25 protein-coding genes are annotated in these 24100 nt (G+C 60.5%); 9 read left to right on the top strand and 16 right to left on the bottom strand.

Translation table 11 applies throughout. From position 1 onward, the window contains the following. The first annotated feature begins 97 nt into the window (after window positions 1-97). The gene (locus EV561_RS09810) at window positions 98-745 is read left to right on the top strand and encodes a calcium-binding protein (RefSeq protein WP_132520755.1); all 648 of its coding nucleotides are present in this window, start codon (window positions 98-100) and stop codon (window positions 743-745) included. A 71-nt stretch (window positions 746-816) separates the two neighbouring features. On the opposite strand, the gene EV561_RS09805 is transcribed toward EV561_RS09810, so the two are convergent. Further along, on the bottom strand, window positions 817-1716 hold the full coding sequence (locus tag EV561_RS09805) for an LOG family protein (protein ID WP_132520752.1): 900 nt from the start codon (window positions 1714-1716) through the stop codon (window positions 817-819). A 219-nt stretch (window positions 1717-1935) separates the two neighbouring features. Between EV561_RS09805 and dapD the strand changes: the two genes are divergently transcribed. From dapD to EV561_RS09790, 3 genes are all read left to right on the top strand, one after another. Next, a complete protein-coding gene (gene dapD, locus EV561_RS09800) occupies window positions 1936-2793 on the top strand; it encodes a 2,3,4,5-tetrahydropyridine-2,6-dicarboxylate N-succinyltransferase (RefSeq protein ID WP_132520749.1) in 858 nt (285 codons plus the stop codon). A 144-nt stretch (window positions 2794-2937) separates the two neighbouring features. After that, entirely contained in the window at window positions 2938-4128 is a 1191-nt protein-coding gene (gene dapE, locus EV561_RS09795; RefSeq protein ID WP_132520747.1) for a succinyl-diaminopimelate desuccinylase, read from the top strand. After that, window positions 4115-4714 carry a hypothetical protein gene (locus EV561_RS09790; RefSeq protein ID WP_132520744.1) on the top strand — a complete coding sequence of 200 codons (600 nt, stop codon included), beginning with the start codon at window positions 4115-4117 and terminating at the stop codon, window positions 4712-4714. The genes dapE and EV561_RS09790 overlap by 14 nt, the downstream gene beginning before the upstream one ends. Before the next feature lie 7 nt (window positions 4715-4721). On the opposite strand, the gene truA is transcribed toward EV561_RS09790, so the two are convergent. From truA to EV561_RS09760, 6 genes are all read right to left on the bottom strand, one after another. After that, window positions 4722-5513, bottom strand: a complete 792-nt coding sequence (gene truA, locus EV561_RS09785; protein WP_132520741.1) for a tRNA pseudouridine(38-40) synthase TruA — start codon at window positions 5511-5513, stop codon at window positions 4722-4724. After that, window positions 5513-6448: a methionyl-tRNA formyltransferase gene (gene fmt, locus EV561_RS09780; protein ID WP_132520739.1), complete on the bottom strand. Its 936-nt coding sequence runs from the start codon at window positions 6446-6448 to the stop codon at window positions 5513-5515. The genes truA and fmt overlap by 1 nt, the downstream gene beginning before the upstream one ends. A gap of 20 nt (window positions 6449-6468) precedes the next feature. Further along, window positions 6469-6888, bottom strand: coding sequence for a type II toxin-antitoxin system VapC family toxin (locus tag EV561_RS09775; protein WP_132520736.1), 420 nt, complete (start codon window positions 6886-6888; stop codon window positions 6469-6471). Next, window positions 6885-7172: a plasmid stabilization protein gene (locus tag EV561_RS09770; RefSeq protein ID WP_132520733.1), complete on the bottom strand. Its 288-nt coding sequence runs from the start codon at window positions 7170-7172 to the stop codon at window positions 6885-6887. Before EV561_RS09770 ends, EV561_RS09775 begins: the two co-directional genes overlap by 4 nt. A gap of 65 nt (window positions 7173-7237) precedes the next feature. After that, a complete protein-coding gene (gene def, locus EV561_RS09765; RefSeq protein ID WP_132520731.1) occupies window positions 7238-7753 on the bottom strand; it encodes a peptide deformylase in 516 nt (171 codons plus the stop codon). A 79-nt stretch (window positions 7754-7832) separates the two neighbouring features. After that, window positions 7833-9335, bottom strand: a complete 1503-nt coding sequence (locus EV561_RS09760) for a globin-coupled sensor protein (protein WP_132520728.1) — start codon at window positions 9333-9335, stop codon at window positions 7833-7835. Between the two features lie 205 nt (window positions 9336-9540). Here EV561_RS09760 and EV561_RS09755 point away from each other — a divergent pair, with 205 nt between their 5' ends. From EV561_RS09755 to EV561_RS09745, 3 genes are all read left to right on the top strand, one after another. Next, window positions 9541-10752: a DNA recombination protein RmuC gene (locus tag EV561_RS09755; RefSeq protein ID WP_132520725.1), complete on the top strand. Its 1212-nt coding sequence runs from the start codon at window positions 9541-9543 to the stop codon at window positions 10750-10752. Between the two features lie 48 nt (window positions 10753-10800). Next, window positions 10801-11700 carry a ribokinase gene (locus EV561_RS09750; protein WP_132520722.1) on the top strand — a complete coding sequence of 300 codons (900 nt, stop codon included), beginning with the start codon at window positions 10801-10803 and terminating at the stop codon, window positions 11698-11700. Window positions 11701-11948: 248 nt separating this feature from the next. After that, window positions 11949-14291, top strand: coding sequence for a methyl-accepting chemotaxis protein (locus tag EV561_RS09745; protein ID WP_132520719.1), 2343 nt, complete (start codon window positions 11949-11951; stop codon window positions 14289-14291). 83 nt (window positions 14292-14374) lie between these two features. Here EV561_RS09745 and EV561_RS09740 read toward each other — a convergent pair whose 3' ends face one another. Next, entirely contained in the window at window positions 14375-15319 is a 945-nt protein-coding gene (locus tag EV561_RS09740; protein ID WP_132520716.1) for a nucleoside hydrolase, read from the bottom strand. A 373-nt stretch (window positions 15320-15692) separates the two neighbouring features. Here EV561_RS09740 and EV561_RS09735 point away from each other — a divergent pair, with 373 nt between their 5' ends. Beyond that, on the top strand, window positions 15693-16124 hold the full coding sequence (locus tag EV561_RS09735) for an Hsp20 family protein (RefSeq protein WP_132520713.1): 432 nt from the start codon (window positions 15693-15695) through the stop codon (window positions 16122-16124). Window positions 16125-16170: 46 nt separating this feature from the next. Next, window positions 16171-16428, top strand: a complete 258-nt coding sequence (locus tag EV561_RS09730) for a DUF1150 family protein (RefSeq protein WP_132520710.1) — start codon at window positions 16171-16173, stop codon at window positions 16426-16428. 39 nt (window positions 16429-16467) lie between these two features. On the opposite strand, the gene EV561_RS09725 is transcribed toward EV561_RS09730, so the two are convergent. The 8 genes from EV561_RS09725 to EV561_RS09690 form a co-directional block, all read right to left on the bottom strand. After that, window positions 16468-16881, bottom strand: a complete 414-nt coding sequence (locus EV561_RS09725; RefSeq protein ID WP_132520707.1) for a hypothetical protein — start codon at window positions 16879-16881, stop codon at window positions 16468-16470. 63 nt (window positions 16882-16944) lie between these two features. After that, window positions 16945-17646 carry a tRNA (guanosine(46)-N(7))-methyltransferase TrmB gene (locus EV561_RS09720; protein WP_132520704.1) on the bottom strand — a complete coding sequence of 234 codons (702 nt, stop codon included), beginning with the start codon at window positions 17644-17646 and terminating at the stop codon, window positions 16945-16947. After that, window positions 17643-18896, bottom strand: a complete 1254-nt coding sequence (gene metK, locus EV561_RS09715; RefSeq protein WP_132520701.1) for a methionine adenosyltransferase — start codon at window positions 18894-18896, stop codon at window positions 17643-17645. Before metK ends, EV561_RS09720 begins: the two co-directional genes overlap by 4 nt. A 178-nt stretch (window positions 18897-19074) precedes the next feature. Further along, window positions 19075-19494 carry a helix-turn-helix domain-containing protein gene (locus tag EV561_RS09710; protein WP_132520698.1) on the bottom strand — a complete coding sequence of 140 codons (420 nt, stop codon included), beginning with the start codon at window positions 19492-19494 and terminating at the stop codon, window positions 19075-19077. Between the two features lie 155 nt (window positions 19495-19649). Then, window positions 19650-21251, bottom strand: a complete 1602-nt coding sequence (lnt, locus tag EV561_RS09705; protein WP_132520695.1) for an apolipoprotein N-acyltransferase — start codon at window positions 21249-21251, stop codon at window positions 19650-19652. A 91-nt stretch (window positions 21252-21342) separates the two neighbouring features. Next, on the bottom strand, window positions 21343-22521 hold the full coding sequence (locus EV561_RS09700) for a hemolysin family protein (protein WP_132520692.1): 1179 nt from the start codon (window positions 22519-22521) through the stop codon (window positions 21343-21345). A gap of 5 nt (window positions 22522-22526) precedes the next feature. Continuing rightward, a complete protein-coding gene (gene ybeY / locus EV561_RS09695; RefSeq protein ID WP_132520689.1) occupies window positions 22527-23036 on the bottom strand; it encodes an rRNA maturation RNase YbeY in 510 nt (169 codons plus the stop codon). Continuing rightward, window positions 23036-24094 carry a PhoH family protein gene (locus EV561_RS09690; RefSeq protein WP_132520686.1) on the bottom strand — a complete coding sequence of 353 codons (1059 nt, stop codon included), beginning with the start codon at window positions 24092-24094 and terminating at the stop codon, window positions 23036-23038. The genes ybeY and EV561_RS09690 overlap by 1 nt, the downstream gene beginning before the upstream one ends. Between the last annotated feature and the right edge of the window lie 6 nt (window positions 24095-24100).

Below are 24100 nucleotides of genomic sequence, written 5' to 3'. Positions count from 1 at the left end.
TACAAAAGTTTCATCCATCTTACAGGAGTTTAACTGGTCCTTACGATGGGTGAGGCCTACCTTCGATCTTGTCCACTCGGCAACGAAAGGTAACAAGATGAACGGGAAAAAGATTCTGATCGCGGCGCTTTCTTCGACCCTGCTGGTCGGCGCAGCCGCGACCGCAACACTGGCCGCGACCGGAGATAATCACGGCAAGATGGGCCATCACGGCAAGATGCATCAGGGCCGCCAGGGCTGGCACCGCATGGGCCCGCCGCCGGAAGTCATCTTCATCCGCATGGTCAAAGAGTTCGACACCAATGGCGACTTCAAGGTCTCCAAGGAAGAATTCACCACGGGCATCGACAAGATCTACGACCAGATCGACGCGAACCACGACGGCCAAGTCACGCCTGCCGAACTCAAGACCTACCGCCAGGACAAGATGAAGGCCTGGAGGGACGCGCACAAGAACGACACGGCGCAGAACGACCAGAACGGCGACCAGAACGGCAAGCCCGGCGACGGCGACCAGGCTCGACCGGAACACGGGCGCCATGGCGGCCACGGTCCGCGCGGCTCCTGGATGCGTGAAGCCCGCATGATGGAAGTGATGATGTTTGCCCGCGTCGACACTGACGGCAGCGGCCAGATCAGCAAGGCAGAGGCCGAAGCCTTCGCCAACAAAATCTTCGACCGGATGGATCGCAACCATGACGGCGTGATTTCGATCGACGACATGCCGGATCGGCCGTTCCCGTAAGCATTCGAAAGCCGGCGCTCCTCCCCGTCGGAAAGGCCCGCCTCGCATCGCGATGGCGGGCCTAATTCATATCAGGGCTCGACGGCCTCCGGGCTGAGGTCGTGCTCGCCTGCGTGCTCGTAGAAATCCGCGACGATCTTCCACGCTTCTTCGGCGGTCTCGACGAAGCTGATCAGCTTGACGTCGTCAGGCGCAATCGTTCCAAACTCCGCCAGTGCCTCAAAATTGATGACCTTATGCCAGAAGGCGGCACCGAAAAGGATGAGCGGCAGGCGCTCCATGCGTCCCGTCTGGATCAGTGTCAGGCATTCGAAGAACTCGTCCATCGTGCCGAAACCACCGGGGAAGACCGCGATGGCCTTGGCCCGCACCATGAAATGCATCTTGCGGATGGCGAAATAGTGGAAATTGAAGCTCAGCTCCGGTGTCACGTAGACGTTGGGCGCCTGCTCGTGCGGAAGAACGATGTTGAGGCCGATCGAAGGCGCTCCCACCTCGGCTGCACCGCGATTGCCCGCTTCCATCACGCCAGGGCCGCCGCCTGTAACGATGACATATTCATGGAAATCAAAGCCAGCCGAATATTTCGAGCAGAGACGGGCAAACTTGCGTGCCTCATCATAATAGATCGAGGCCGCTTCCAGGTTGGCGCGCTGCGTCTCGTTGCGCGCTGCCCAGGCAGCCTGCCCCGGCGCCGGAATACGCGCGCCGCCGAACATGACGACGGTCGACTTGATGCCGCGCTCCGTCAGCAGCATTTCCGTCTTCAAAAGCTCCAGTTGCAGGCGGATCGGCCGCAACTCCTCGCGGCACAGGAAATCCTCGTCTGCATAGGCAAGACGATAGGCCGGCGACAGCGATTGCGGCGTCTTCGGCACGGCCTCGGCGCGTTGCTTGTCGGCGGAACTCGTCTTCAGCGGATCCCAGACCCCGTCCTTGCGCCGCAATTTGCCGTTCTTCGCCTTTGCCATTTCAGAATGCCTTTCAATAGATAATCCGGCCGGTCGCCGCTATTGCGGGACAGCCTCCGGATTCATATGCCGCCTGAAGCCTTGAAGCCAAGTACAATCCAATCCGAAAAATCATTCCATTTTCCGGGGCCTTGCTGTAGAGCAGAACACCGGTCAACCGACAGTATTTCCGGATATTCTCCGGCATGCACGATATCCATTGAAGTTTAAGGATTTCCCATGAGCGCCACCGATCTCACCTCGCTTGAAAAGACCATCGAAGCTGCTTTCGACAATCGCGACAATGTGAATACGTCGACACGCGGCGAAATTCGCGACGCTGTCGAAGCTGCTTTGGAGCTGCTCGACGGGGGTAAAGCGCGGGTGGCCGAGCGGGGCAGTGACGGCAACTGGACCGTCAACCAGTGGCTCAAGAAGGCGGTCCTTCTCTCCTTCCGCCTCAATGACATGGCGATCGTCGACGGCGGCCCGGGCGGTTCCACCTGGTGGGACAAGGTACCGTCGAAGTTCGAAGGCTGGGGCGAAAACCGCTTCCGCGAAGCCGGCTTCCGCGCCGTGCCGAACGCTGTCGTCCGCCGTTCGGCCTATATCGCCCCGAACGCAATCCTGATGCCGTCCTTCGTCAACCTTGGCGCCTATGTCGGCGAAGGCACGATGGTCGACACCTGGGCGACCGTCGGCTCCTGCGCCCAGATCGGCAAACATGTGCATCTCTCCGGCGGTGTCGGCATCGGCGGTGTTCTGGAGCCGATGCAGGCTGGCCCGACGATCATCGAGGACAATTGCTTCATCGGCGCCCGTTCGGAAGTCGTCGAGGGCTGCATCATCCGTGAAGGATCCGTGCTCGGCATGGGCGTCTTCATCGGCAAGTCGACCAAGATCGTCGATCGCGCCACCGGCGAGATCACCTATGGCGAAGTGCCGCCCTACTCCGTCGTCGTCGCCGGATCGCTTCCGGCAGCCAAGCCGATGGGCAACGGCCAGCCCGGCCCCAGTCTCTACTGCGCCGTCATCGTCAAGCGCGTCGACGAGCAGACCCGCTCGAAGACCGGCATCAACGAGCTGCTGCGCGACTAAGAGCTGAAGAACGAGGCGCCACGGTTTCGCGGCGCCTCTTTAGGAAGGACGCGGAGCAGCCCATTTTTCACGGGCGATAATTTTCATGACGTCTTTCCAGACTTGCCATCGCTTTGCCATTTCCCGCCGGATAATCCGCCCCCGATGACATCAGATCCCGTTGCCAATCTTCAGACTTTGATTCGCTGCCCTTCCGTCACGCCGGCCGAAGGCGGGGCGCTTTCTGCGCTTGCAGACATGCTCTTGCCCCTCGGCTTCAAGGTCGATCGCATGACGGCATCGGAGGCCGGAATGCCCGACATCGAAAACCTCTATGCGCGGCTCGGAAACGCCGGCCCGCATCTGATGTTTGCCGGACATACGGATGTGGTTCCAGTCGGCGACGAAGCGTCCTGGAGCCATCCGCCCTTTGCGGCTGACATTGCCAACGGCGAGCTTTTCGGCCGTGGCGCGGTCGACATGAAGGGGGGGATTGCCTGTTTTGCGGCGGCTGTCGCCCGCTACATCGAGAAGCATGGCGCGCCCAAAGGCTCCGTCTCCTTCCTCATCACTGGCGACGAGGAAGGCCCTGCGATCAACGGGACGATCAAGCTCCTGCAATGGGCCGCCGAGAAGGGCGAGCGCTGGGACGCATCAATCGTCGGCGAACCGACCAATCCGGACCGGCTCGGCGACATGATCAAGATCGGCCGTCGCGGCTCGCTTTCGGGAAAGATCATCGTTCATGGCGTCCAGGGTCATGCGGCCTATCCGCACCTGGCCGACAATCCGGTGCGCGGCATGCTGGCGCTGGCCCAGGCGCTGATGGACCCGCCGTTCGATAGCGGGACCGAGAATTTCCAGCCGTCGAACCTTGAGGTGACGACAGTTGATGTCGGCAACACGGTGACCAATGTCATTCCGGCAAAGGCAACGGCGAGCTTCAACATCCGCTTCAACGACACCTGGACGGCAGACACGCTGAAGGCGGAGATCATTGCGCGGCTGGACAAGGCCGCAGCAGACCAGACACTTCGCCCCGGCCGTGAGCCGGCTAAGTATGAAATCATCTGGGCAGACCGACCGAGCCATGTCTTCCTGACGCGCAACAACGCTCTGATCGCCTCCCTCTCCTCCTCGATCGAGACGGTCACCGGCCAGGCGCCAAAACTGTCGACGACGGGGGGCACCTCGGATGCGCGCTTCATCAAGGATTATTGCCCTGTCGTGGAGTTCGGGCTTGTCGGCCAGACCATGCACATGGTCGACGAGCGCGTCGCGCTTTCGGACCTGGAGACGCTGACTGTGATCTATGAAACCTTCATCGAACGATGGTTTGCGAATGCCGTCGTTTAAGGAGGTCCAATATTATCTCGCCGGTCTCTGGCTGCTGGTTCGCATGGACCAGCGCGGCTTTCGCTATCTCGATATTTCCGATCGCGGCGTCCTGCGCTCCTTCTGGGCGATCCTTTGGTGCATCCCACCGATGGGTATTACATGGATATGGTGGGAGCGTCTCTATCTGGCTGCCATGCCGCCGCAAAGCTCGGTCGGGCCTGCCTTCTTCTTTCGGCTTGGACTGGTGGAAGCGGCAAGCTGGCTGGTGCCGCTGATCCTCGCCGGCGTGATGCTGCTCATCTTCAAGACGGGCGAAAAATTCGCGCCGATCGTGGTGACCGTCAATTGGCTCGGCCTGCCGCTGTCCTATCTCAATGCGCTTTTGATCGCATTCGTCGCTTTCGTGCCGGGATCGGAAGGGCTGACCGCCATACTCTGGTACGCGCTGATGCTGGCGCTGATCTTTGTGCTCGCCCGCATCCTGCGGATGATCTGCGGCGCGTATCCGCTCTTCGTCGGTGGTTTGACGCTGGTGCTGCTGGTACCTTCCATGCTGCTCACCGATTTCCTGCAGCGCTTCCTCGGCATCTATCCGCCAAGCTGAAAACCGATCACTCGTCTGCCTCGTCAAGCGAGACGGGGCAGAAATCCGGATCGTCCGGATAATCCACCTGCATGAAATAGAGCCCTTCCGGCGGAGCGACAGGGCCGCAGGCCTTGCGGTCACGAGCCTCCAGCGCCGCTCTTACGTCATCGGGCGTCCACTTGCCTTCGCCCGCCATTTTCAGCGTGCCGGCAAAGGAACGTATCTGGTTGTGGAGGAAACTTTGGGCCGTGGCGCGGATTTCGATCAGATCGCCGCTGCGCGTCACATCCAGCCGGTCGAGCGTTCTGACAGGACTGTTTGCCTGGCAATGGGCGGAGCGGAAGGTGGTGAAATCGTGCTTGCCGACCAGTGTCTGCGCCGCGGCATGCATGACCTCGTGGTCCAGATGCTTTGCGACCCACCAGGCACGGCCGAGTTCGAGGGCGAGCGGTGCGCGGCGGCTGATGATGCGATAGAGATAGTGCCGGCGCAGCGCTGAAAAACGGGCGTCGAAGCGAGCATCGACCTCTTGTACGTCGAAAACGGAGACCCGCTCGCCGCCGAGTTTCAAATGGGCGTTCAGCGCGTTCTGCAGCTTGAAGGTCGACCATTCCTTCGAGAGATCCGCATGCATCACCTGGCCCATGGCATGGACGCCGGAATCGGTGCGGCCGGCACCGCGGATGGATACGGTCTCTGATGTCAGCGACAGGATCGCCTTTTCGATCGCGCCCTGAACCGAAGGGCCATTGTCCTGACGCTGCCAGCCGACATAGGGGATACCGTCATATTCGACGGTCATGCGGTATCGCGGCATCAGGCAAGCCTCGTGCCCGGCGCTATCGGTGTGCCGCGCAGGAAATCGGCCGCATCGAGCGGCTTGCCGCCGGCCCGCTGCAGTCTCGTCAGGCGCACGGCGCCGCTCGCACAGGCGATGACCAGATCGTCCGTCAGCACCTCGCCGGGCTGGCCGACGCCTTCTGCAACCGCAGAACCAAGCACCTTGATCCGCTCAGGTTTCCCGGCAATCGCCGCCTCGAACCAGGCGCCGGGGAAAGGCGAAAGGCCGCGAATGTGATTGTGCACCTCTACGCCCGACTTGGCGAAATCGATACGCGTCTCGCCCTTGTCGATCTTGGCGGCATAAATCACGCCTTCTGCCGGTTGGGGAGTCAGGGGCAATTCGTCCAGTTCGAGCTTCATCATCGCCTCGGCCATGGCCTTGGCGCCGACGAGCATCATCTTGTCGTGTAGTTCGCCGCCGGTCATGGCCTCGCCTATCTCGATCTCTCGTGTCAAAGCGACCGGACCGGTGTCCAAGCCCTTGTCCATCTTCATGACCATCATGCCGGTCTTCTTGTCGCCGGCCATGATCGCGCGTTGGAGGGGAGCGGCACCACGCCAGCGCGGCAGCAGCGAGGCATGGCCGTTGTAGCAGCCATAGCGCGTGCCATCGAGAATCGCCTGCGGCAACAACAGGCCGTAGGCAACGACAACTGCAACGTCGGCCTTGAAGTCAATGAAACGCTGACGATCTTCCTGGTCTTTGAAGTTTACGGGCGTCAGCACGGGTAATCCCAGCAACTCGGCGGCCTGATGCACCGGAGATTTCTGCAGATCGAGGCCGCGCCGCCCGCCTGGACGTGGCGGCTGCGTATAGACCGCGACGACCCTGTGGCCAGCATCGACCAGGGCGCGCAAGGTCGGGACCGAGAATTCGGGCGTACCCATGAAGATGATGCTAAGCGACATTCAAGCGTCCACTATTTTGTTCAGGCGCCTTCAAACGGGTTTACGAGCTTGAGATCAAGCCCCTCGAAGTCTTTTGTATTGCGCGACGCCAGCGTCGCGCCATGGGCAAGGCAGATCGCAGCGATCATGGCGTCCTGAACCGAGATCGGCCGGCCGATCGCTTCGCGCCGAGCGCGCAGCCTTCCGGTCTCGATCGCGGCATGCCGATCAAAGGCCAGTATTCTGCCGCCATAAGTATCCAACAGCCGGTCGAATGTTTCGAGATAGCGCCTGGACCGTGTGCGCAGCCAGAACCGCTCAGCTCCATAGGACTGCTCCATCACCACGATATCGCAAAGATGGAGTTCGTTTTCGGGCTGCTGCAGAAGCCAGGACCGCACACGCGGATCCGGCGCGGGCTTCGTGGCATCCGAAATGACATTGGTGTCGAGCACGATCACTCGAAATCCTCGAACGGTCGTCCGAAATCCTTCTTCCGCTCCGCCTCGATCTCCTCCATGATCTTGGCGAATTCATCCTTCTCTTCCGCCGTCAATGGCGCGAATACTTCCTGCAGGCTCTCCCACGCGGAACGCACTGGCTTATCCTCGGCATCGTGATCAGCCATCGCTTTTCGCAGAAGCGACTTCATTTCATCGGAAAGGCTATTGCCATTCTTCTCGGCGCGCTCGGCGATGTCGCGCTTCATTGCTTCCGGCACATTGCGGATCAGAAGATCACCCATAGGCACCTCCTATTTTGATATCATCGATATCATAGGGGTGACGGGAAGCATTTTCAACCGCCGGCTCAGAGCGCCTTGGTCTTGGCCGCCTTGGTGAACTTCTTGATCACCATTTCCCGCTTCAGCCGCGAGATATAATCGATGAAGAGCACGCCGTTCAGGTGGTCGATCTCGTGCTGCAGGCAGGTGGCGAGAAGACCATCGGCATCCACCAGCTGTTCCTTACCGTCGCGGTCCAGATACTTGACCTTGACCGTCGCCGGCCGCTCGACCTCGGCATAGTAATCCGGGATTGACAGGCAACCCTCTTCATAGACCGAACGCTCGTCCGAGGAGGCAAGGATTTCGGGATTGATGAAGACGAGCGGCTGCTTTTCCTCACCCTCGCGGGCAACATCGATGACCAGCATGCGGCGGGGCACGCCGATCTGGATTGCGGCTAGCCCGATACCGGGGGCATCGTACATGGTTTCAAGCATGTCGTCGGCAAGGCGCTTGATATCGGCATCCACGCGCTCAATCGGAGTGGACGCTTGGCGCAGCAAGGGATCGGGCAGAATGATAAGAGGCTTGATCGTCATGAAGTCTCCCATAACGCATCTTGTTACGGGAGGGAATTATCAACTTGGCGGGCAAAGTGTTTTTTGCCGAAAGCCGCGCTCAGGCTGCGCGGCGGTCCATGACCGGCTCGATCGCTTTCCCGTCGAGGCGCGTTGCAAAGCCGCTCAGCAGGTCGATCAAATTGTCTACTTCGGTACGGAGTTGCTTCGTCTCGGCCGAGGTACGCTCGACCATGGCCGCGTTCTGCTGGGTGATGGTGTCCATATTGCGGATGGCGACACTGACCTCGCTGACGCCCAGCGCCTGATCCTTGGCGGCTGATGCAATGTCCGCGACGAAGCGGTTGATGCCGTCGATGCGGCTGATCATGTCGGTCAGCGCCGTGCCAGTATTCGAGACGATATCGACGCCCGCATCGACCTGCGCGGAGCTCTGGGAGATCAAGTTCTTGATCTCCTTGGCTGCTTCGGCCGAGCGTTGCGCCAGCTGGCGAACTTCCTGCGCGACCACGGCAAAGCCCTTGCCCGCATCCCCCGCACGTGCTGCCTCGACGCCGGCATTCAGCGCCAGAAGGTTGGTCTGGAAGGCGATCTCGTCGATGACGCCGATGATCTTGGAGATTTCGGTCGAGGATTTTTCGATCTCGGCCATGGCGGAAACCGCGCTGGTGACCAGTTCGCCCGAGCTCTTTGCCTGATGCTGGGTGTCGCTGACGGCAGCCGAGGCCTTCTGAGCGTTCGCAGCCGTCTGGCCGACGCTGACCGAAAGCTGCTGCAGGGCCGCCGAGCTTTCCTCGACGCCTGCCGCCTGCTGCGCGGTGCGCATGGCAAGATCATCAGTTGCCTTGGTAATCGTGTCAGTGCCGCTCATGATGCCGTCGGAGCGCTTGCGCACCGAGACGATGGAGTGACGCAGTGACGCAACGGCGTTGTTGTAGTCTGCCGCCATCTGGCGGAAGTTGCCCGGCAGGTCCTCCGGCAGCGTCGCTTCCAGATTTCCCTTCGACAGAGCGTCTAGGCCGCGACGCAGATGGTCCATGGCGATCTGCTGGTCGGCCTCGGCCCGGGCACGTTCTGCCTCAAGCGCCTGGCGCTTCTCCTCGATGGCCTGAAGGTAGACGGAGATCGAATAGTCGATGTCGAGTAGAGAGGCCTTGATCACGGCGGAGAGCTTCTCGCCCAGTGCCTTGGCGTGCTGCCTGCCGAACATGAAGGGCCATTGCTTCTCCATGACGCCCTTGACCAGTTCCGACATGACCAGCGCATAGCCGCCGATATACCAGCGGGGCTCAAGGCCGATACGGGCATGGGTCTTGCCGACAGTCGTAACGCCGGAGACATAGGTCTGATCGAAATTGCCGTTCGAAAGATTGCCCCAATGGCCCTGTTGCGCCTTTTTCGCCCCAGCCATATGCGACTTGTCGCGGAAGAAATGGGAAACGGCAGGCGTCCGGCCCATCTTGTCGTAGAACTTGTCGAGAGCACCGCCCAACAAGCCGGTCAACGTGGGGCGCAGATCGCGAAGGGTCCGGCGCGTCGCCTCGTCCATCTCAATGAAATCCAGGCGTTCTTTCAGCGCGGTCTCTGATGTCTCGGACTTCATTGTCAAATCTCTATTCTGGTAAACGCGGGGCCCGAATGGGCGGCGAACGAAGAAAATGTCATTTGGCAATACACTTCTGCGAATATCGTTGATCATTGGTTAAGTAGCCTCTCAAAAAGTGAAGTTCGGTAAGTATCTCTTGCTCCGGTAACTTTGTTCACGTTTTGATCTGGATATTGCAATTTATTTTGCTATGCTCGCGCCCATGACCCCTACAAACGTTCCCGCCGAAACCGTCATCATTCTTGGCCGTGCCATTCCGACGACGACGCTGCTCGTCTCGGCCGGCATTCTTGTCCTGTGCGTGGTGGTCCTCTTCTTTTACGCCGCGACTGCCAGGCAGCGATCGCAGGAGGCGGCGGATCGCGCCGCAGACAGCGAGAGGGGAATGGCGGAACTGCTGCGAGTCCAGGCCGAGATGCAGGGCCGTCTTGCCACCATGGCCGAGGTATTCGGATCGAGACAGGCGGAACTCAACCAATCGATAGGCCAACGGCTCGACGGCATGACGCAGCGTGTCAACGCCACCATCGGCGAGCAAACCCGGACGACACATGAGAACCTCAGGCGCCTTCAGGAACGCCTTGCGGTCATCGATGCCGCGCAGACCAACATCCAGTCTTTGGCGAAGGATGTGGTCGGGCTTCAGGCGATCCTTTCCAACAAGCAGACCCGCGGCGCCTTCGGCCAGTCGCGTATGGAGACGATCGTCGCGGACGGGTTGCCGATGGGTGCCTATGCCTTTCAGCAGACACTTTCGAACGGGTCGCGGCCGGATTGCACGATCCAGATGCCGAACGGCCTGCCGCCACTGGTCATCGACGCGAAATTTCCGCTTGAGGCCTGGAATGCCATCCGAGACGCCGGCGGTCCCGAGCAGGCCAAGGCGGCGGCCCAGCAATTCCGGCGCGACATGGACGTCCATATCCGTGATGTGTCGGAGAAATACCTGATCCAGGGCGAGACGCAGGACACGGCTTTCCTCTTCGTGCCATCGGAATCGATCTTCGCCGAAATCCACGAGAATTTCGAAGCGATCGTGCAAAAGGCGCATCGGGCGCGGATCGTCATCGTTTCGCCGTCGCTGCTGATGCTGTCGATCCAGGTCATCCAGTCCGTTCTCAAGGATCAGCGGATGCGCGAGCAGGCGCACCTGATCCAGGGCGAAGTGGCGCATCTGATGGACGACCTTTCGCGGCTCGACGAGCGGGTTCGCAAGCTACAGGGGCATTTCGCCATGGCGCAGAAGGATGTCGACATGATCGTCACCTCGGCGGACAAGCTGACGCGGCGCGGCCAGAAGATCGAGGCGCTGGAATTCGAGGCCGGTCCCAAATCTGAAACCGTGGCCGAGACGCCGAAGGCCGTTGAGAGCCGCACGGGACTTCTGAAACTGCGGGTGGTTGACGAGGACTGATCGCTTCAGGCAGTGTCGCGCCAAAATCAGTTAGGGCGGACCCATTCCATGATCACTGTTTTCGGCTCCATCAATATGGACCTTATCGCCACCACCGAGCGCCTGCCGAAGCCCGGCGAGACCGTTGCCGGCAACGGCTTCTCGACGGCAGCCGGCGGCAAAGGCGCCAACCAGGCGCTCGCCGCCCGCCGCGCCGGTTCGTCGGTGCGCATGTCCGGAGCCGTCGGTCAGGATGGATTTGCGAGCCCCGCCCTTGAATTGCTGGATGGCGCCGGAACCGACCTTTCCGCCGTCAAGCGTGTGTCGGAGCCAACAGGTACGGCGCTCATCCTCGTCGGTGGCGACGGAGAAAACATGATCGCGGTCGTCCCGGGCGCAAATGGGACCGTAACGGCCGCTGATGCGACGGCGGCCGTTGCGGCGCTTCAGCCGACCGATAAGCTGATGCTTCAGCTTGAAATCCCGGTCGCTGCCGTCGAGCAGGCGCTGTCGGAGGCGAAGGCGAAGGGTGTTACGACGATCCTCAATCTCGCGCCGCTCATTCCCGACGCGCCCCGCCTCGGTCGGCTGGCCGACATCGTGATTGCCAACGAGACGGAGTTCGAGCGGCTGGCCGGACAGGAGGGCATGACTGCCGCAGACCGCGAAGAGGCGCTGAAGCGTCTGCACGCAGAGACCGGCCAGACCTTGATCGTGACGCTCGGCGGCGATGGTGTCATTGCCATTCGCGACAGCCATATTTCCAGGGCAAAAGGACTCGTCATCGAACCCGTCGATACCGTCGGGGCCGGCGATACGTTCTGCGGCTATTTCGCAGCCAGCCTTGATGATGGACTGGAGTTCGATGCGGCGCTACGCCGCGCCGCCGTTGCCGGATCGCTTGCCTGCCTCAAGGCGGGCGCGCAGCCGTCCATTCCCGTCGCATCCGAGGTAGCCGCGGCGCTCTGAGACAGCCCTGAGGTCGCGGTTGAAACAAGATGCGTCGCATTGAGCGAAACGCTGGTTTTCCAGCGTTTCCGGCCCATTTGGCGAAGATGCAATTAATCAAATTTTTGTGGTTGTGGACCATATTTGGCGCAGCCTGCGGCACATATTGCTGTGCCGACGGATCCCCCGGCGATCCCATGATGGGATCCTCCTGTACCGACCTTGCCCGCGGATAATGTCATCCGAAGCATCGTTTTCTCGAGGGAATGATGTCCATCTTCCGTATGAAGTCGCTCGCGGCCAAGCTCATCTTGGTGACCGGTGTCGCGATTGCGCTCGTGCTTTTCATCTCGAATTTCTATTTGATCTCTCAAACACGTGACCGTGTTCAGACCCTGACCATGGATCAGGCGAACTCGGAGGCCAAGTCGATCTCCAATGAGATCGCCGCCAATATCGGCGAACTCGCCAGCGCCGCCCGCTCGATGGCCGGCATTGTCGGCCGCGCACATGCCGGACATAATCTCGATCGCAAGGGCATCATCAACATCCTCAAGGCAAATGTTGAGCAGAATGCCTTCGCCTTCGGCAGCTGGTTCTGCGAACAGCTTGGCACCTTCGACGGCAAGACGATGGAACTGGCCAACAACAAGGATCAAGGCGTAAACGAGAAGGGTGCCTTCACGCCCTACTGGTCGAAGACCAAGGATGGCGGCATCCAGTTCTCCACCTTCGACAACGACTATACGGCTGAATGGTGGAAGCTCGCCGCCGACAGCGGTAAGGGCGCCATCACTGCGCCTTATATGGCCGAGGGCACCGACGTTCCGACCCTCATGAGCTCGATCGCCTATCCGGTCCTGTCGAACGGCAAGATGATCGGTGTTGCCGGCGTCGACATCTCGCTCGCCTCGCTTTCGGACAAGCTGCAGAAGCTGCACCCCTTCGGCAGCGGCCGCGTCATGCTGGTTTCCCAGGGTGGCAAGTGGCTGGTTGCGCCCGATGCCAAGCTGCTGATGAAGGACTATCAGGGCGACGGCATCGAGAAGGTCAAGTCCGCGCTGAGCTCACAGACACCGGGCCTCATCAAGGATCTCGGCAAGGATACCAGCGAGCCCTATGACCGCGTTGTTTATCCCTTCGCTGTCCCCGGCCTGAACGCCACCTGGGTCGTTCTCGTCGATGTGCCGCACAGCGCCGTCGCCGGACCGGTCACTGACCAGACCTATACGATGATCATTGCCGGCCTGATCGTGCTCGCTGCCGTCATGCTCGCACTCTACTTCGCGGTTCGCTCCTTCGTGCAGAGCCCGCTCGGCGGTCTCGTCGCCAGCGTCGGCAGCCTCAGCGCCGGCAATTACGCCGAGCCGGTTGCCGGCCAGGATCGTGCAGACGAAATCGGCTCAGTCGCCAAGGCTCTCGAAGGCTTCCGCTTTGCGCTTGCCGACACGAAGCGGCTAGAAAGCGAAGCCAACGAGCAGCGTCACGCCGCCGAATCCGAGCGCACCCGCTCTGAAGTGGAACGCAACGACTCCGTCGCGCTGCAGCGGCGCATCGTCTCGACGCTGGGTGAAAGCCTGGCCGAGCTCTCGCATGGCAATCTCGGCTATCGCATCGCCGAGACCTTCCCGGGCGAGTATGCCCAGCTGAAGGAAGACTTCAACAATGCGCTCGCCAGCCTCGAAGAGACCATCGGCACGATGAACCTCAGCGTCGGCAATATCGGCAACGGTACCGGCGAGATCAGCAACAGCGCTTCGGATCTCGCCCGCCGCACCGAACAGCAGGCAGCAAGCCTCGAGGAAACTGCCGCAGCGCTGAATGAGCTTACCGCCCAGGTCAACTCCAGCGCCGAGAACGCCCGCACGGCTGCGGCAAGCGTCAATGCAGCATCCGAGGATGCCGAGAAATCAGGCGGGATCGTCCAGAAGGCGATCGCCTCCATGCAGGGTATCGAGCAATCCTCGACCGAGGTCTCGCGCATCATCGGCGTCATCGACGAGATCGCCTTCCAGACCAACCTGCTGGCGCTGAATGCCGGCGTCGAAGCGGCCCGCGCCGGTGAAGCCGGCAAAGGCTTTGCGGTCGTTGCCCAGGAAGTGCGCGAACTGGCCCAGCGTTCGGCCAATGCCGCCAAGGAGATCAAGACGCTCATCAACACCTCGGCCGGTCAGGTCAAGGAAGGCGTCGATCTCGTCGGCCGGACCGGCAGCGCGCTGCACAAAATCGCCGAGCAGGTCATGGAGATCAACGGCCTCATCCGCCAGATCTCGGCATCCGCCAGCGAACAGGCAATCGGGCTCAAGGAGATCAACTCCGCGATGAACCAGATGGACCAGGTCACCCAGCAGAATGCTGCCATGGTGGAAGAAACGACTGCCGCCAGCGTCGCGCTGAACGACGAGGCCCAGACCCTGAAGGCGCTGGTCACCCGCTTCCGCATCTCCGGCCAGGGTGCTCAGCCTATCGCCGCGCTGCGCGCTGCGGCCCAGCAGATGCGCGCACCCACGCCGGTCCGCCGCGCGGCTCCCGCGCCGGCACCGGCTCGCCGCCCTCAGCCGCAGGTCCAGGGCGCAACCGCGCTTGCTCAGGATGATTGGGAAGAATTCTGAGAGACGATAAGCTGCCGAAGTTAAGAAGCCGCCGGAGCGATCCGGCGGCTTTTTTCATGCAAACAAATATCTCGTCTGTGACGTCAAATCCTGGCGAATCGCTCGGTCAGGAGCGCGAAGAAGCCGTCGGCGTCGACATTGCGCATGACCTTGGCATTGCGCTTGCGGTCGGTCACGTGCCACCAATCGACCACGGTCATGCCGACCGTCAGTTCCGACTTGGTCTCGATCTCGACATTGCACTCCCGGCCCTGAAACAGCTCCGGCTTCAAGAGATAGGCAACCGTCGTCGGGTCGTGGAGCGGGCCGCCGTCGGATCCATACTTCTCGACATCGAAACGCTCGAAGAACTGCAGCATCTCGACCATGGCAATGGCAGGCGGCGTACCGATATCGGCCATGCGCTGGACGCGATCCTTTTTCGTCAGCAGCTGATGCGTGACATCGAGCGGCATCATGACGATTGGAACACCGGAGCGGAAAACGATATCGGCGGCTTCGGGGTCGACGTAGATATTGAACTCGGCAGCCGGCGTGATGTTGCCGCCCTCGAAGAAGCCGCCGCCCATCATGACAAGCTCACGCACCCGGCCGACGACATCGGGCGCCTTCTGGAAAGCCATGGCGACATTGGTCAAGGGGCCTAGGGTGCAGAGCGTGACGGAACCTTCCGGCTCGTTGCGCAATGTCTCCACGATGAAATCGACTCCGTGCTGCGCCTGCAGCGCCATGGTCGGCTCGGCGAGTTCAGGGCCGTCGAGACCCGTCTTGCCATGCACATGTTCGGCGGTCACCAGTTTGCGGGCGATCGGCCTGTCGGCGCCGGCAAAGACCTTGATGTCGCGGCGGTCGCACAGCTCGCAGATGATGCGCGCATTGCGGCTGGTCAGAGACAGCGGCACGTTGCCGGCGACCGTCGTGATGCCCAGCACCTCGAGCTCTTCCCTGCTGCCAAAGGCCAGCATGATTGCGGCGGCATCATCCTGTCCCGGATCGGTATCGATGATAATCTTTCGTGGCTCGGCCATGGTCCCTGGGTCTCTTTCAATTCCTTGCATTGGCGCCCGAAGGCGCCTTCTGCGCTGTTCCCTAACTCCGTAAAGGGAGCATTTTGAGGCCGCTGTCAGCAACCCTTTGGGCCAGACGAATCGCAATTAGCCCACAGCCGGATTGCGTTTTGCCATCGCCAGTATGGTTTGATGGGGACCGTTGCCGCCTTTGTCAAGCAACAGCAAAGCCTGCTCCGGGAAGTAGCCGGCCAGAATAAATGTAACCACAGAGATTTCACCCGACGGAAGACCGTCGTCTTGCGCTTACTGGGGCCGATGCCCATATTAGCATTATCCGGATGCTCGATACGAGGTCCGGGAAGGTCGCTTGCCCCCAAGGACTTAAAAGACGATGAGCCGAATTACGCCTTTTGCCAGCCCACTCCTTCTGGGGTTCGACGCAATGGAGAAGACGCTTGAGCGGATCTCCAAGGTCAGCGACGGGTACCCTCCCTACAATATCGAACGCCTGCGCGCCGACCGCATCTCCGGCGAGCCCGAGCGGTTGCGCATCACGCTGGCCGTCGCCGGCTTTTCCGAGGAAGAGTTGGATGTGACGACGGAAGAGAACCAGCTGATCATCCGTGGCCGACAGGTCGAACACGAAGAGCGGGACTATCTCTATCGCGGTATCGCCGCACGACAGTTCCAGCGCATGTTCATGCTGGCCGACGGCATGCAGGTTCTCGGCGCCGGTCTCAAAAATGGTTTGCTTTCGGTCGACCTCATTCGACCGGAACCGGCCCGCATGGTGAAAAAAATTAACATTTCGGTCTCACAGTAGGACAACGGCTCAATGCCGCTGGGTCCCTCATGCTGGAGGCACGCGAATGCTGCTGAGAGAAGTCACTGGTCGACTGACACAAACCGAACTTGCCCATCTGGGCAGCGGCGAAGTCGGTTACATCCGCAAAATGCGTTCCGAAGAGGTCTCGCGCTGCTTCCCCGAAGCGCCGGATATCGATCCGGATGTTGACCTCTGGGCACTTTTCGGCGCCGACGGCACGCCGATCCTTCTGACCGACAATCGCTCTAGCACCTTCTACAAGGCAGCCGAAGACGAACTGAAGACCGTCAGCCTTCACTGATTGAAAATGCCTGACGAGGCGGCCATCTGCCGCCTCCGATCAAATCATCCTCTTGATCGCTGCAATGATATCACGGCCGGAATGCACCAGAATACCCGCCCCAAGCGCCGCCAGCATGTCGGCTGACAGGTTAGCGTCCGCATCCTTCGTGGCAATTGCCAAGCAGGGCGGCTCGTCGGGCCAATAGAGCACCGCGCCAACCCGCGTCATCAGGACAAACAGATCGTCAAAGAGTTCGGCGCCGCCGGGTCGGAAGATGGTAATGTTCGATATCTGCGGTCCGATGCCGACATGAAGTGTTCCGCCGCCTCCTTCCGGATAGGTCAGCTCAATCATTCCCGCTTCGTTGACTGCCCGGGTCATGCGAGGGCCAAAAACCTCTTCGACATGGCTGCGCGCGAAGCTCGCGGTGTTGCCATTCTCGAAACGCTGTAGGTAGACTTCAAAGCTCATGGTGCCTTCCCCCGTTGACGCCGGCGAATAGATCGCAGGCGATGCTTCGAGGCAAGGTGGAAATCAGATCCTGCGGAACGTCAGATAGGCGGACGATCGCCCTTCGCGCCGGGCCTTGGCCTCATAGCGCGTGCTCGGCCAACCCTCATAGGGAGTGAGCCAGTCGGCTGCATTTTCGGCCAGCCAATCGAAACCGCCGTGGTCGCGGCAGTGCTGCAGCGTCCAGTTGACGTAGGTATCAATATCAGACGCAAAGCAGAATAGACCGCCGGGCTTCAGGACGCGATGGAAGCGGTCCAGATTGACCTTCGAGACGAAGCGCCGTTTCCAATGCTTCCGCTTCGGCCACGGGTCCGGATAGAGCAGGTCGATCTGATCGAAGCAGGCGTCCGGCAGCCAGTCCAGCAATTGCGTCGCATCGTCATTATAGACGCGGATGTTGCGCGCGCCCGTATCGTCGATGCGCGACAAGAGCTTCTGCATGGAATTGACGAAGGGCTCTACGCCGACAAAGCCGGTCGAAGGTTGCTCCAGCGCACGATGGATCAGATGTTCCCCACCGCCGAAGCCGATTTCCAGGCGCAATCTTTCGACCGGCACCGGGAAAAGCTTGCTCAGCGGCTCCGGGGGAGCCGCTGAGAGGTCGATCAGGAATGCCGGGAGCAGCGTCTTCAGCTTTTCGGCCTGCAGCTCGCGCAAGGGTTTTCCCTTGCGCCGGCCGTAGAATGCTTCCGTCGCCCGGCTCCGGCGCTCCGGTTCCGTCATGCAGCTTCCCGGGTGTTCAGCGCTTCCTTGAGCGCCTTTACCAGATCCGTGCGCTCCCAGGAGAACGAGCCGTCGCGGCCAGCCTTGCGACCGAAATGGCCGTAAGCAGAGGTCTTGGCGTAGATCGGCTTGTTGAGATCGAGATGACGGCGGATGCCTGTTGGGGACAGGTCCATGCTCTTGCGGATCGCGAACTCGACCTGATCTTCCGTTACACCCTTGCCGGTGCCATGCAGGTCGACATAGATCGACAGCGGCTGAGCAACGCCGATAGCGTAAGCGATCTGGATCGTGCAGCGATCGGCAAAGCCGGCAGCAACAACGTTCTTTGCGAGATAGCGTGCGGCATAGGCGGCCGAACGGTCGACCTTGGTCGTGTCCTTGCCGGAGAATGCGCCGCCGCCATGGGCTGCCGAACCGCCGTAGGTGTCGACGATGATCTTGCGGCCCGTCAGGCCCGTATCGCCATCCGGTCCGCCGATGACGAACTTGCCGGTCGGGTTGATGTACCAGCTGCAATCGGCAGCGATCGGCAAATCGCCGAGAGCTTCGCGGATATAGGGCTCAACGACGGAGCGAACCTTGGCAGAATCCCAGCTCTCGTCGAGGTGCTGGGTGGAGAGCACGATGGAGGTCACTTCCGAAGGCTTGCCGTCGACGTAGCGAACGGTGACCTGGCTCTTGGCATCGGGACCGAGCTTGGCGACTTCGCCCTCGCCCTTCTTGCGGGCGATCGAGAGCAACTGCAGGATCTTATGCGAATAGTAGATCGGAGCCGGCATGAGGTCCGGCGTTTCCTTGCAGGCGTAGCCGAACATGATGCCCTGGTCGCCGGCACCTTCGTCACCCTGCTGGTCGGACGCGTTGTCGACGCCCTGAGCGATGTCAGCCGACTGCGAATGCAGCAGGATGTCGATCTTGGCGGTCTTCCAGTGGAAGCCGTCCTGCTCGTAGCCGATATCCTTGATGGCGCGGCGCGCGGCGGCCTTGAACTTCGACGGATTGATGACGTCGTTGCCGTTCTTGTCCTTCTTCATCAGGCTCGGCGGAAGACGAACTTCGCCGGCGATGACGACGCGGTTGGTCGTGGCCAGCGTTTCGCAAGCAATGCGCACGCCCCAGGGGTTGACGCCGGTCTTGGCGGCTTCGCGGTAAACAAGATCGACGATTTCGTCGGAGATACGGTCACAAACCTTGTCCGGATGACCTTCGGCAACTGACTCGCTGGTAAACAGGTAATTCGCGCGCATGTGGGATTCCCCTCAAAGAACAAATCTTCCTTCAGTGTTAGTCAGTTCGCGACGGAAAGACAAGGCACAGAAGGACATAAATATATCTTTATATGGGGCCGATATTGGTAATTTTTTGCAGAAAACACAAAAAAGGCGGCCAAATAGGCCGCCTTTTGTATATTCAAATATGAATGAATTATTCCGCGTCGGCCTCAGCGGCCAAAGCCTTGACCAGTTCCACTACCTTGCGGCGGACCTTGGAGTCGGAAATCTTCACAAAAGCGCGGTTGAGCTGAAGACCTTCCGAGGAGGACAGAAAGTCGACAACGTAGTTCGAGCTGGAGGCCTCGGCCATGCCGGTCAGCGCTCCGGACTGCTCGCCCGGCGCATCCTCGAAAAAGAAGGAAACCGGAACGTTAAGAATGCTCGAGATGTTCTGCAGACGGCTGGCGCCAACGCGGTTGGTGCCCTTCTCATACTTCTGGATTTGCTGGAACGTAATTCCCAAGCTTTCGCCCAATTTTTCTTGACTCATGCCAAGCATAGTGCGCCGGAGGCGGATCCGACTGCCGACATGGATATCGATCGGGTTCGGCTTCTTTTTATTCTCAATCATCATTTAGCCCTAACAAACGGTTGAATTGTAATCCTGCGACCCGGCCCGCCCTTGAAGCACCCCATAACGCCACGTTGTACATGAGGTGCTTACAGCCTTCTAATTTACGTTAAGAAGGTCCACGAAATCCACTATGCAATTTTAGGGGTTTTTGGTCAATTCGCCCTTGAAATAAAACCCAGACGTGAAATCAGAGCGATCAAACCCATACCTCCCACAATCAACCAGAAGTATATTCTCCTTTCCTTATCGTTGATATACGAATGAGTTGCACTACCCAGAGTAGCGTCGACAAATCCTTGCTGATTAAAATCGATTCCGGAAATCAAACGTCCGTGAGCATCGACAAACGCCGAGATCCCGGTATTGGCGCTGCGAATCAGCGGCAACCCCTGCTCGACAGCCCTGACGCGCGCCTGCTGGAAATGCTGAAAGGGTCCGGGTGTCTCGCCAAACCAGGCATCATTTGTAACGTTAAGAATAGCATCCGCTTTTGTGATATCCGGCGTCATTTCGTCCGGAAAGATGATCTCGTAGCAGATCAGCGGATAGAGCTTCACCCCACTTGGCAGCGTCAGCAGCGACCGGCGCGAGGCGGCGGAAAAGCCGCCCGGCATTTCGACCACATTCTCTATGCCGAGGTTCTGCAGGATGTTCTCGAAAGGCACGTATTCGCCGAAGGGCACGAGATGGACCTTGTCCGAGGCACCTATGATCTGGCCTTTCCCATCGATGACATAGACGGAATTATAGTAGCGCGGCGGCGCACCCGGCCCCATGTCCTCGGCGCGGACGGCTCCGGCAATCAGGATCTGGTTGTCATCAAGGACGTCGGCAATGCGCGTCAGGGCGTCCTGGTTATCGGTCAGGATGAAGGGGATCGAAGTCTCGGGCCAGACGATGATATCGGGCTTCTTGCCGCCGTCCTTCGGCGGCTGCGCTGACAGCGACAGATGCTTCTCGAAGATCGCAGCGCGGTCCGCATCCGTATCCATCTTGTCTTCCTGATCGATCTCCGGCTGAACGATGCGCACGATCGGCGCTTTCCCAGCCGCATCGGCCGGCGGCTCCGGCTGATGCAGGGCGTAATAGCCATAGCCGAGATGGGCGGCGAAAAAGATGATGGCAAGGCCGATCCCCGGCGCGGCGCCTTGGCGGGTGCCGAGAAGGGCGGGGGCCGAGAAGACGAACACGGCAAGGACCGTCACTCCGAGCATCCCGACCAGATGCGCCGACTGCATCATGAGAGGGATCGGCATGATGCCATAGCCGATGGCGTTCCAGGGAAAGCCGGTAAAGGCGAAAGTTCTCAGCCATTCGAGAATGCCGAAACCGAGGGCCAGGGCGGCGATCCGCCCCATGCCGTCGGACCAGACCAGTCGGGCGAGCGCCGTCGCCACGCCATAGAAGATGGCAAGGAAGGCAGGCAGCCCGAGGATTGCCAGCGGCAGGGCCCAGGCGAATTCATCGGCATCGATCAGAAGCGCATGGCCGAGCCACCAGAGGCCAGCGACGAAATAGCCGAAGCCGAACAGCCAGCCGGTGGCAAAGGCCGGCCAGAGCCGCCGCAGGAAGCCGCTGCCGGGCGCCGCTGCCGCCCCATCCAACAGCCAGACCAGCAGCGTGAAGGAGACGAACATGGCGGCGAAGAAGCCGAAGGGCGGCAATGCCAGAACGCCGATCGCCCCTGCGAGAATGGCCAATAATGCGCGCTTGAAACCCCATGCGAGAATGATCCTGCCCGCAAGCCATTCCATGCGCGCGCTCCTATCTCTGCCGCGAATCACCTGATGCGCAGTCTTTCAAAAAAGCGGCGTCTTGTCGTGTTTCGTGAGGGAAGCCGCCGGCTTAGCCGGCAGCGCTCCGTCCGGCAGCCGGATCGTCCGAAAGATTGTCCGGCGGCGGGGCTTCGCGGTCCGGCGTGCTGCCATCACCATCCGTCTTGGCCGGACGGCGGCGGACGGCGTGGCGCTTGCGGGTGATGCGCACGCGCTTGATGCGCCGCGGGTCGGCATCAAGAATGTGGAATTCAAAGCCCGGAAGGGCCTGAACCACCTCGCCGCGAACAGGAATGCGGCCAAGTGCAGAGAAGATCAGGCCGCCGAGCGTGTCGACCTCGTCCACTTGTTCGCTGATGTCGAAATCAGGGCCGATCGCCTCGGCGATCTCTTCCAACTCGACGCGGGCATCGGCGATGAACATATCCTCCGACACCTGCTTGAACATCACTTCTTCGTCATCATGTTCGTCATCGATATCGCCGACGACCATTTCGACGATGTCCTCATGCGAGGCTAGGCCATCCGTGCCGCCATATTCGTCGATGACGAGCGCCATCTGCGTGCGGTTGACCTGCATGCGGCGCAGGAGATCGGAAGCCAGCATCGAGGGCGGCACGAAGAGGATCTTGCGGATGATGCCGGCTTCGGCCACGGTCTTCTGCAGGTCGACCCGGGCGAGATCGAAATTCGGCTTGGCCGAGCGCGGCGCCTTCTGAATGTTTTCGGCAACAATCTCGACGATCGGGGCCGGCGCCGCCTTTGTCGATTTCGCAGGCGCCCGGCGCTTGTTGCGCGCCTGCTTTGCGACATAGGAAAGAAGATCGCGGATATGGATCATGCCGCGCGGATCGTCGAGCGTGTCGCAATAGACCGGCATGCGGGAGCGACCGGATTCCTCGAAGAGGATCATCAGTTCGCCGATGGTGATGTTCTGGTCCACCGCCTCGATATCGGCGCGCGGCACCATGATGTCGGCGACGCGCACCTCGCGGAAGCGCAGGATGTTGTGCAGCATCGCCCTTTCGTCGGGCGAGAAGGCATCGTCGCCTGCCGCATCGGTCATCAGCGCATCGGCAAGGTCCTCGCGCAACCGGGAGCCCTGCGCCGGACGCAAGATGCGTGTTGCCCGCGTCCAGAAGGATGATCGGTTGACGTGCTTGCCGTTGCTACTACTGCCACCCTCATCGGAGGAGGCGTCGGCACCGTCTTTGGCCTCGGTGGCCGGCTTCGCTGTAAAGTCGCTCATGGTTCCTAATCGATCGGGTCTTGCCCCGCATAGGGATCAGATAGGCCAAGGTTCGCCAAAATGCGAGTCTCGAGGCCCTCCATAGTTTCGGCTTCTGCATTATTCATATGGTCGTACCCAAAGAGATGCAAGAAGCCGTGCACCATAAGGTGCGTCAGATGGTCGTCAAAACTCTTTTCCAGTTCGACCGCCTCGCGCTCCACCGTCTCCCTGGCGATGATGATATCACCCAGCATCGGCCCCGGCTTGCCGCCGGGCTGAAGTGGAAAGGCCGGGAAAGAGAGCACGTTGGTCGGCTTTTCCTGGCTGCGCCATTCCGCGTTGATCTCCCGGATCGAGGCATCGTCGGTAAAGACCAGGGAAAGCTCCGGCGCTACCTCGGGGAATGGCTGACCGGCAACCTTGTGCAGGTAGGTCGCGGCCGTGCCGAGAACGCGCTCTGCAAGCGTCTGAAGCGTCTCCTCAGAGGGCCAGTCGCCCTCTTCGACGCTGATCTGGATATCGAGTTGCGGCATTAGTTCTGTCGATCGACCTCGATGCCATCAGCCGGCGCCGCATAGGTGGCGTCGTAGGCCCTGACGATGCGGCCGACAAGCGGGTGACGCACGACATCCGTATCCTTGAAGCGCACGATCGAGATGCCCTCGATGTCGTGAAGCAGGTGCAAGGCCTCGACGAGACCGGATTTCACGCCGCGCGGCAGATCGATCTGGCTCGGGTCGCCTGTAATGATCATCCGCGAATTCTCGCCGAGACGCGTCAGGAACATCTTCATCTGCATCGCGGTCGTGTTCTGCGCTTCGTCCAGGATGACGGCCGCGTTGGCAAGCGTACGGCCGCGCATGAAGGCGAGCGGCGCGATTTCAATGACGCCGGCGGTAATGGCACGGTCGACCTTGTCGGCCGGCATCATGTCGTAAAGCGCGTCATAGAGCGGGCGCAGATAGGGATCGACCTTTTCCTTCATGTCGCCTGGCAGGAAGCCGAGACGCTCGCCAGCCTCGACGGCTGGACGCGACAGGATGATCTTTTCGACAGCGCCGCGCTCCAGAAGCTGGCAGGCATGCGCGACGGCGAGATAGGTCTTGCCGGTACCGGCCGGGCCGACGCCGAAAACGAGCTCGGCGCGTTCAAGCGCCCGCATATAGGCGTCCTGCGTCGGGGTTCGGGCAACGATGGTCTTCTTGCGGGTCGAAATCTGCGCCATGGTGAGCTTTGCCTTCTTTTCCATGGTCGGCAAGCTCAGTTGGTCGTCTGTGGCAACCGCCATGCGGATTGCGCCCTCGACGTCGGATCGTTCCACGCTCCCGCCTTTCTGCAGCTTGTCATAGAGATAGTCGAGCGTGCGACGCGCCTGGTTGGTGGTGAGCACATCCCCCGTGATGACAACGGAATTGCCCCTGGCGCGGGCATCGATGCCGAGCCGCTCTTCAAGAAGCTTCAGATTCTGATCGAACTGACCAAATAGCTCGCTGGCGAACCTATTGTTCTCGAACGTCAGGACGAAGTGATTGGCGTCGCTCGCGATGCGTGGCTGGCGCGATGAGGAAGAAACCAATTCTTGTCCGTTCAAGCGGTC

The sequence above is a fragment of the Rhizobium sp. BK376 genome (assembly GCF_004341625.1).
Classification (GTDB): Bacteria; Pseudomonadota; Alphaproteobacteria; order Rhizobiales; family Rhizobiaceae; genus Rhizobium.
The sequence above is the reverse complement of the archived record's forward strand: the minus strand, read 5'-3'. Positions and strand labels throughout refer to the sequence as shown.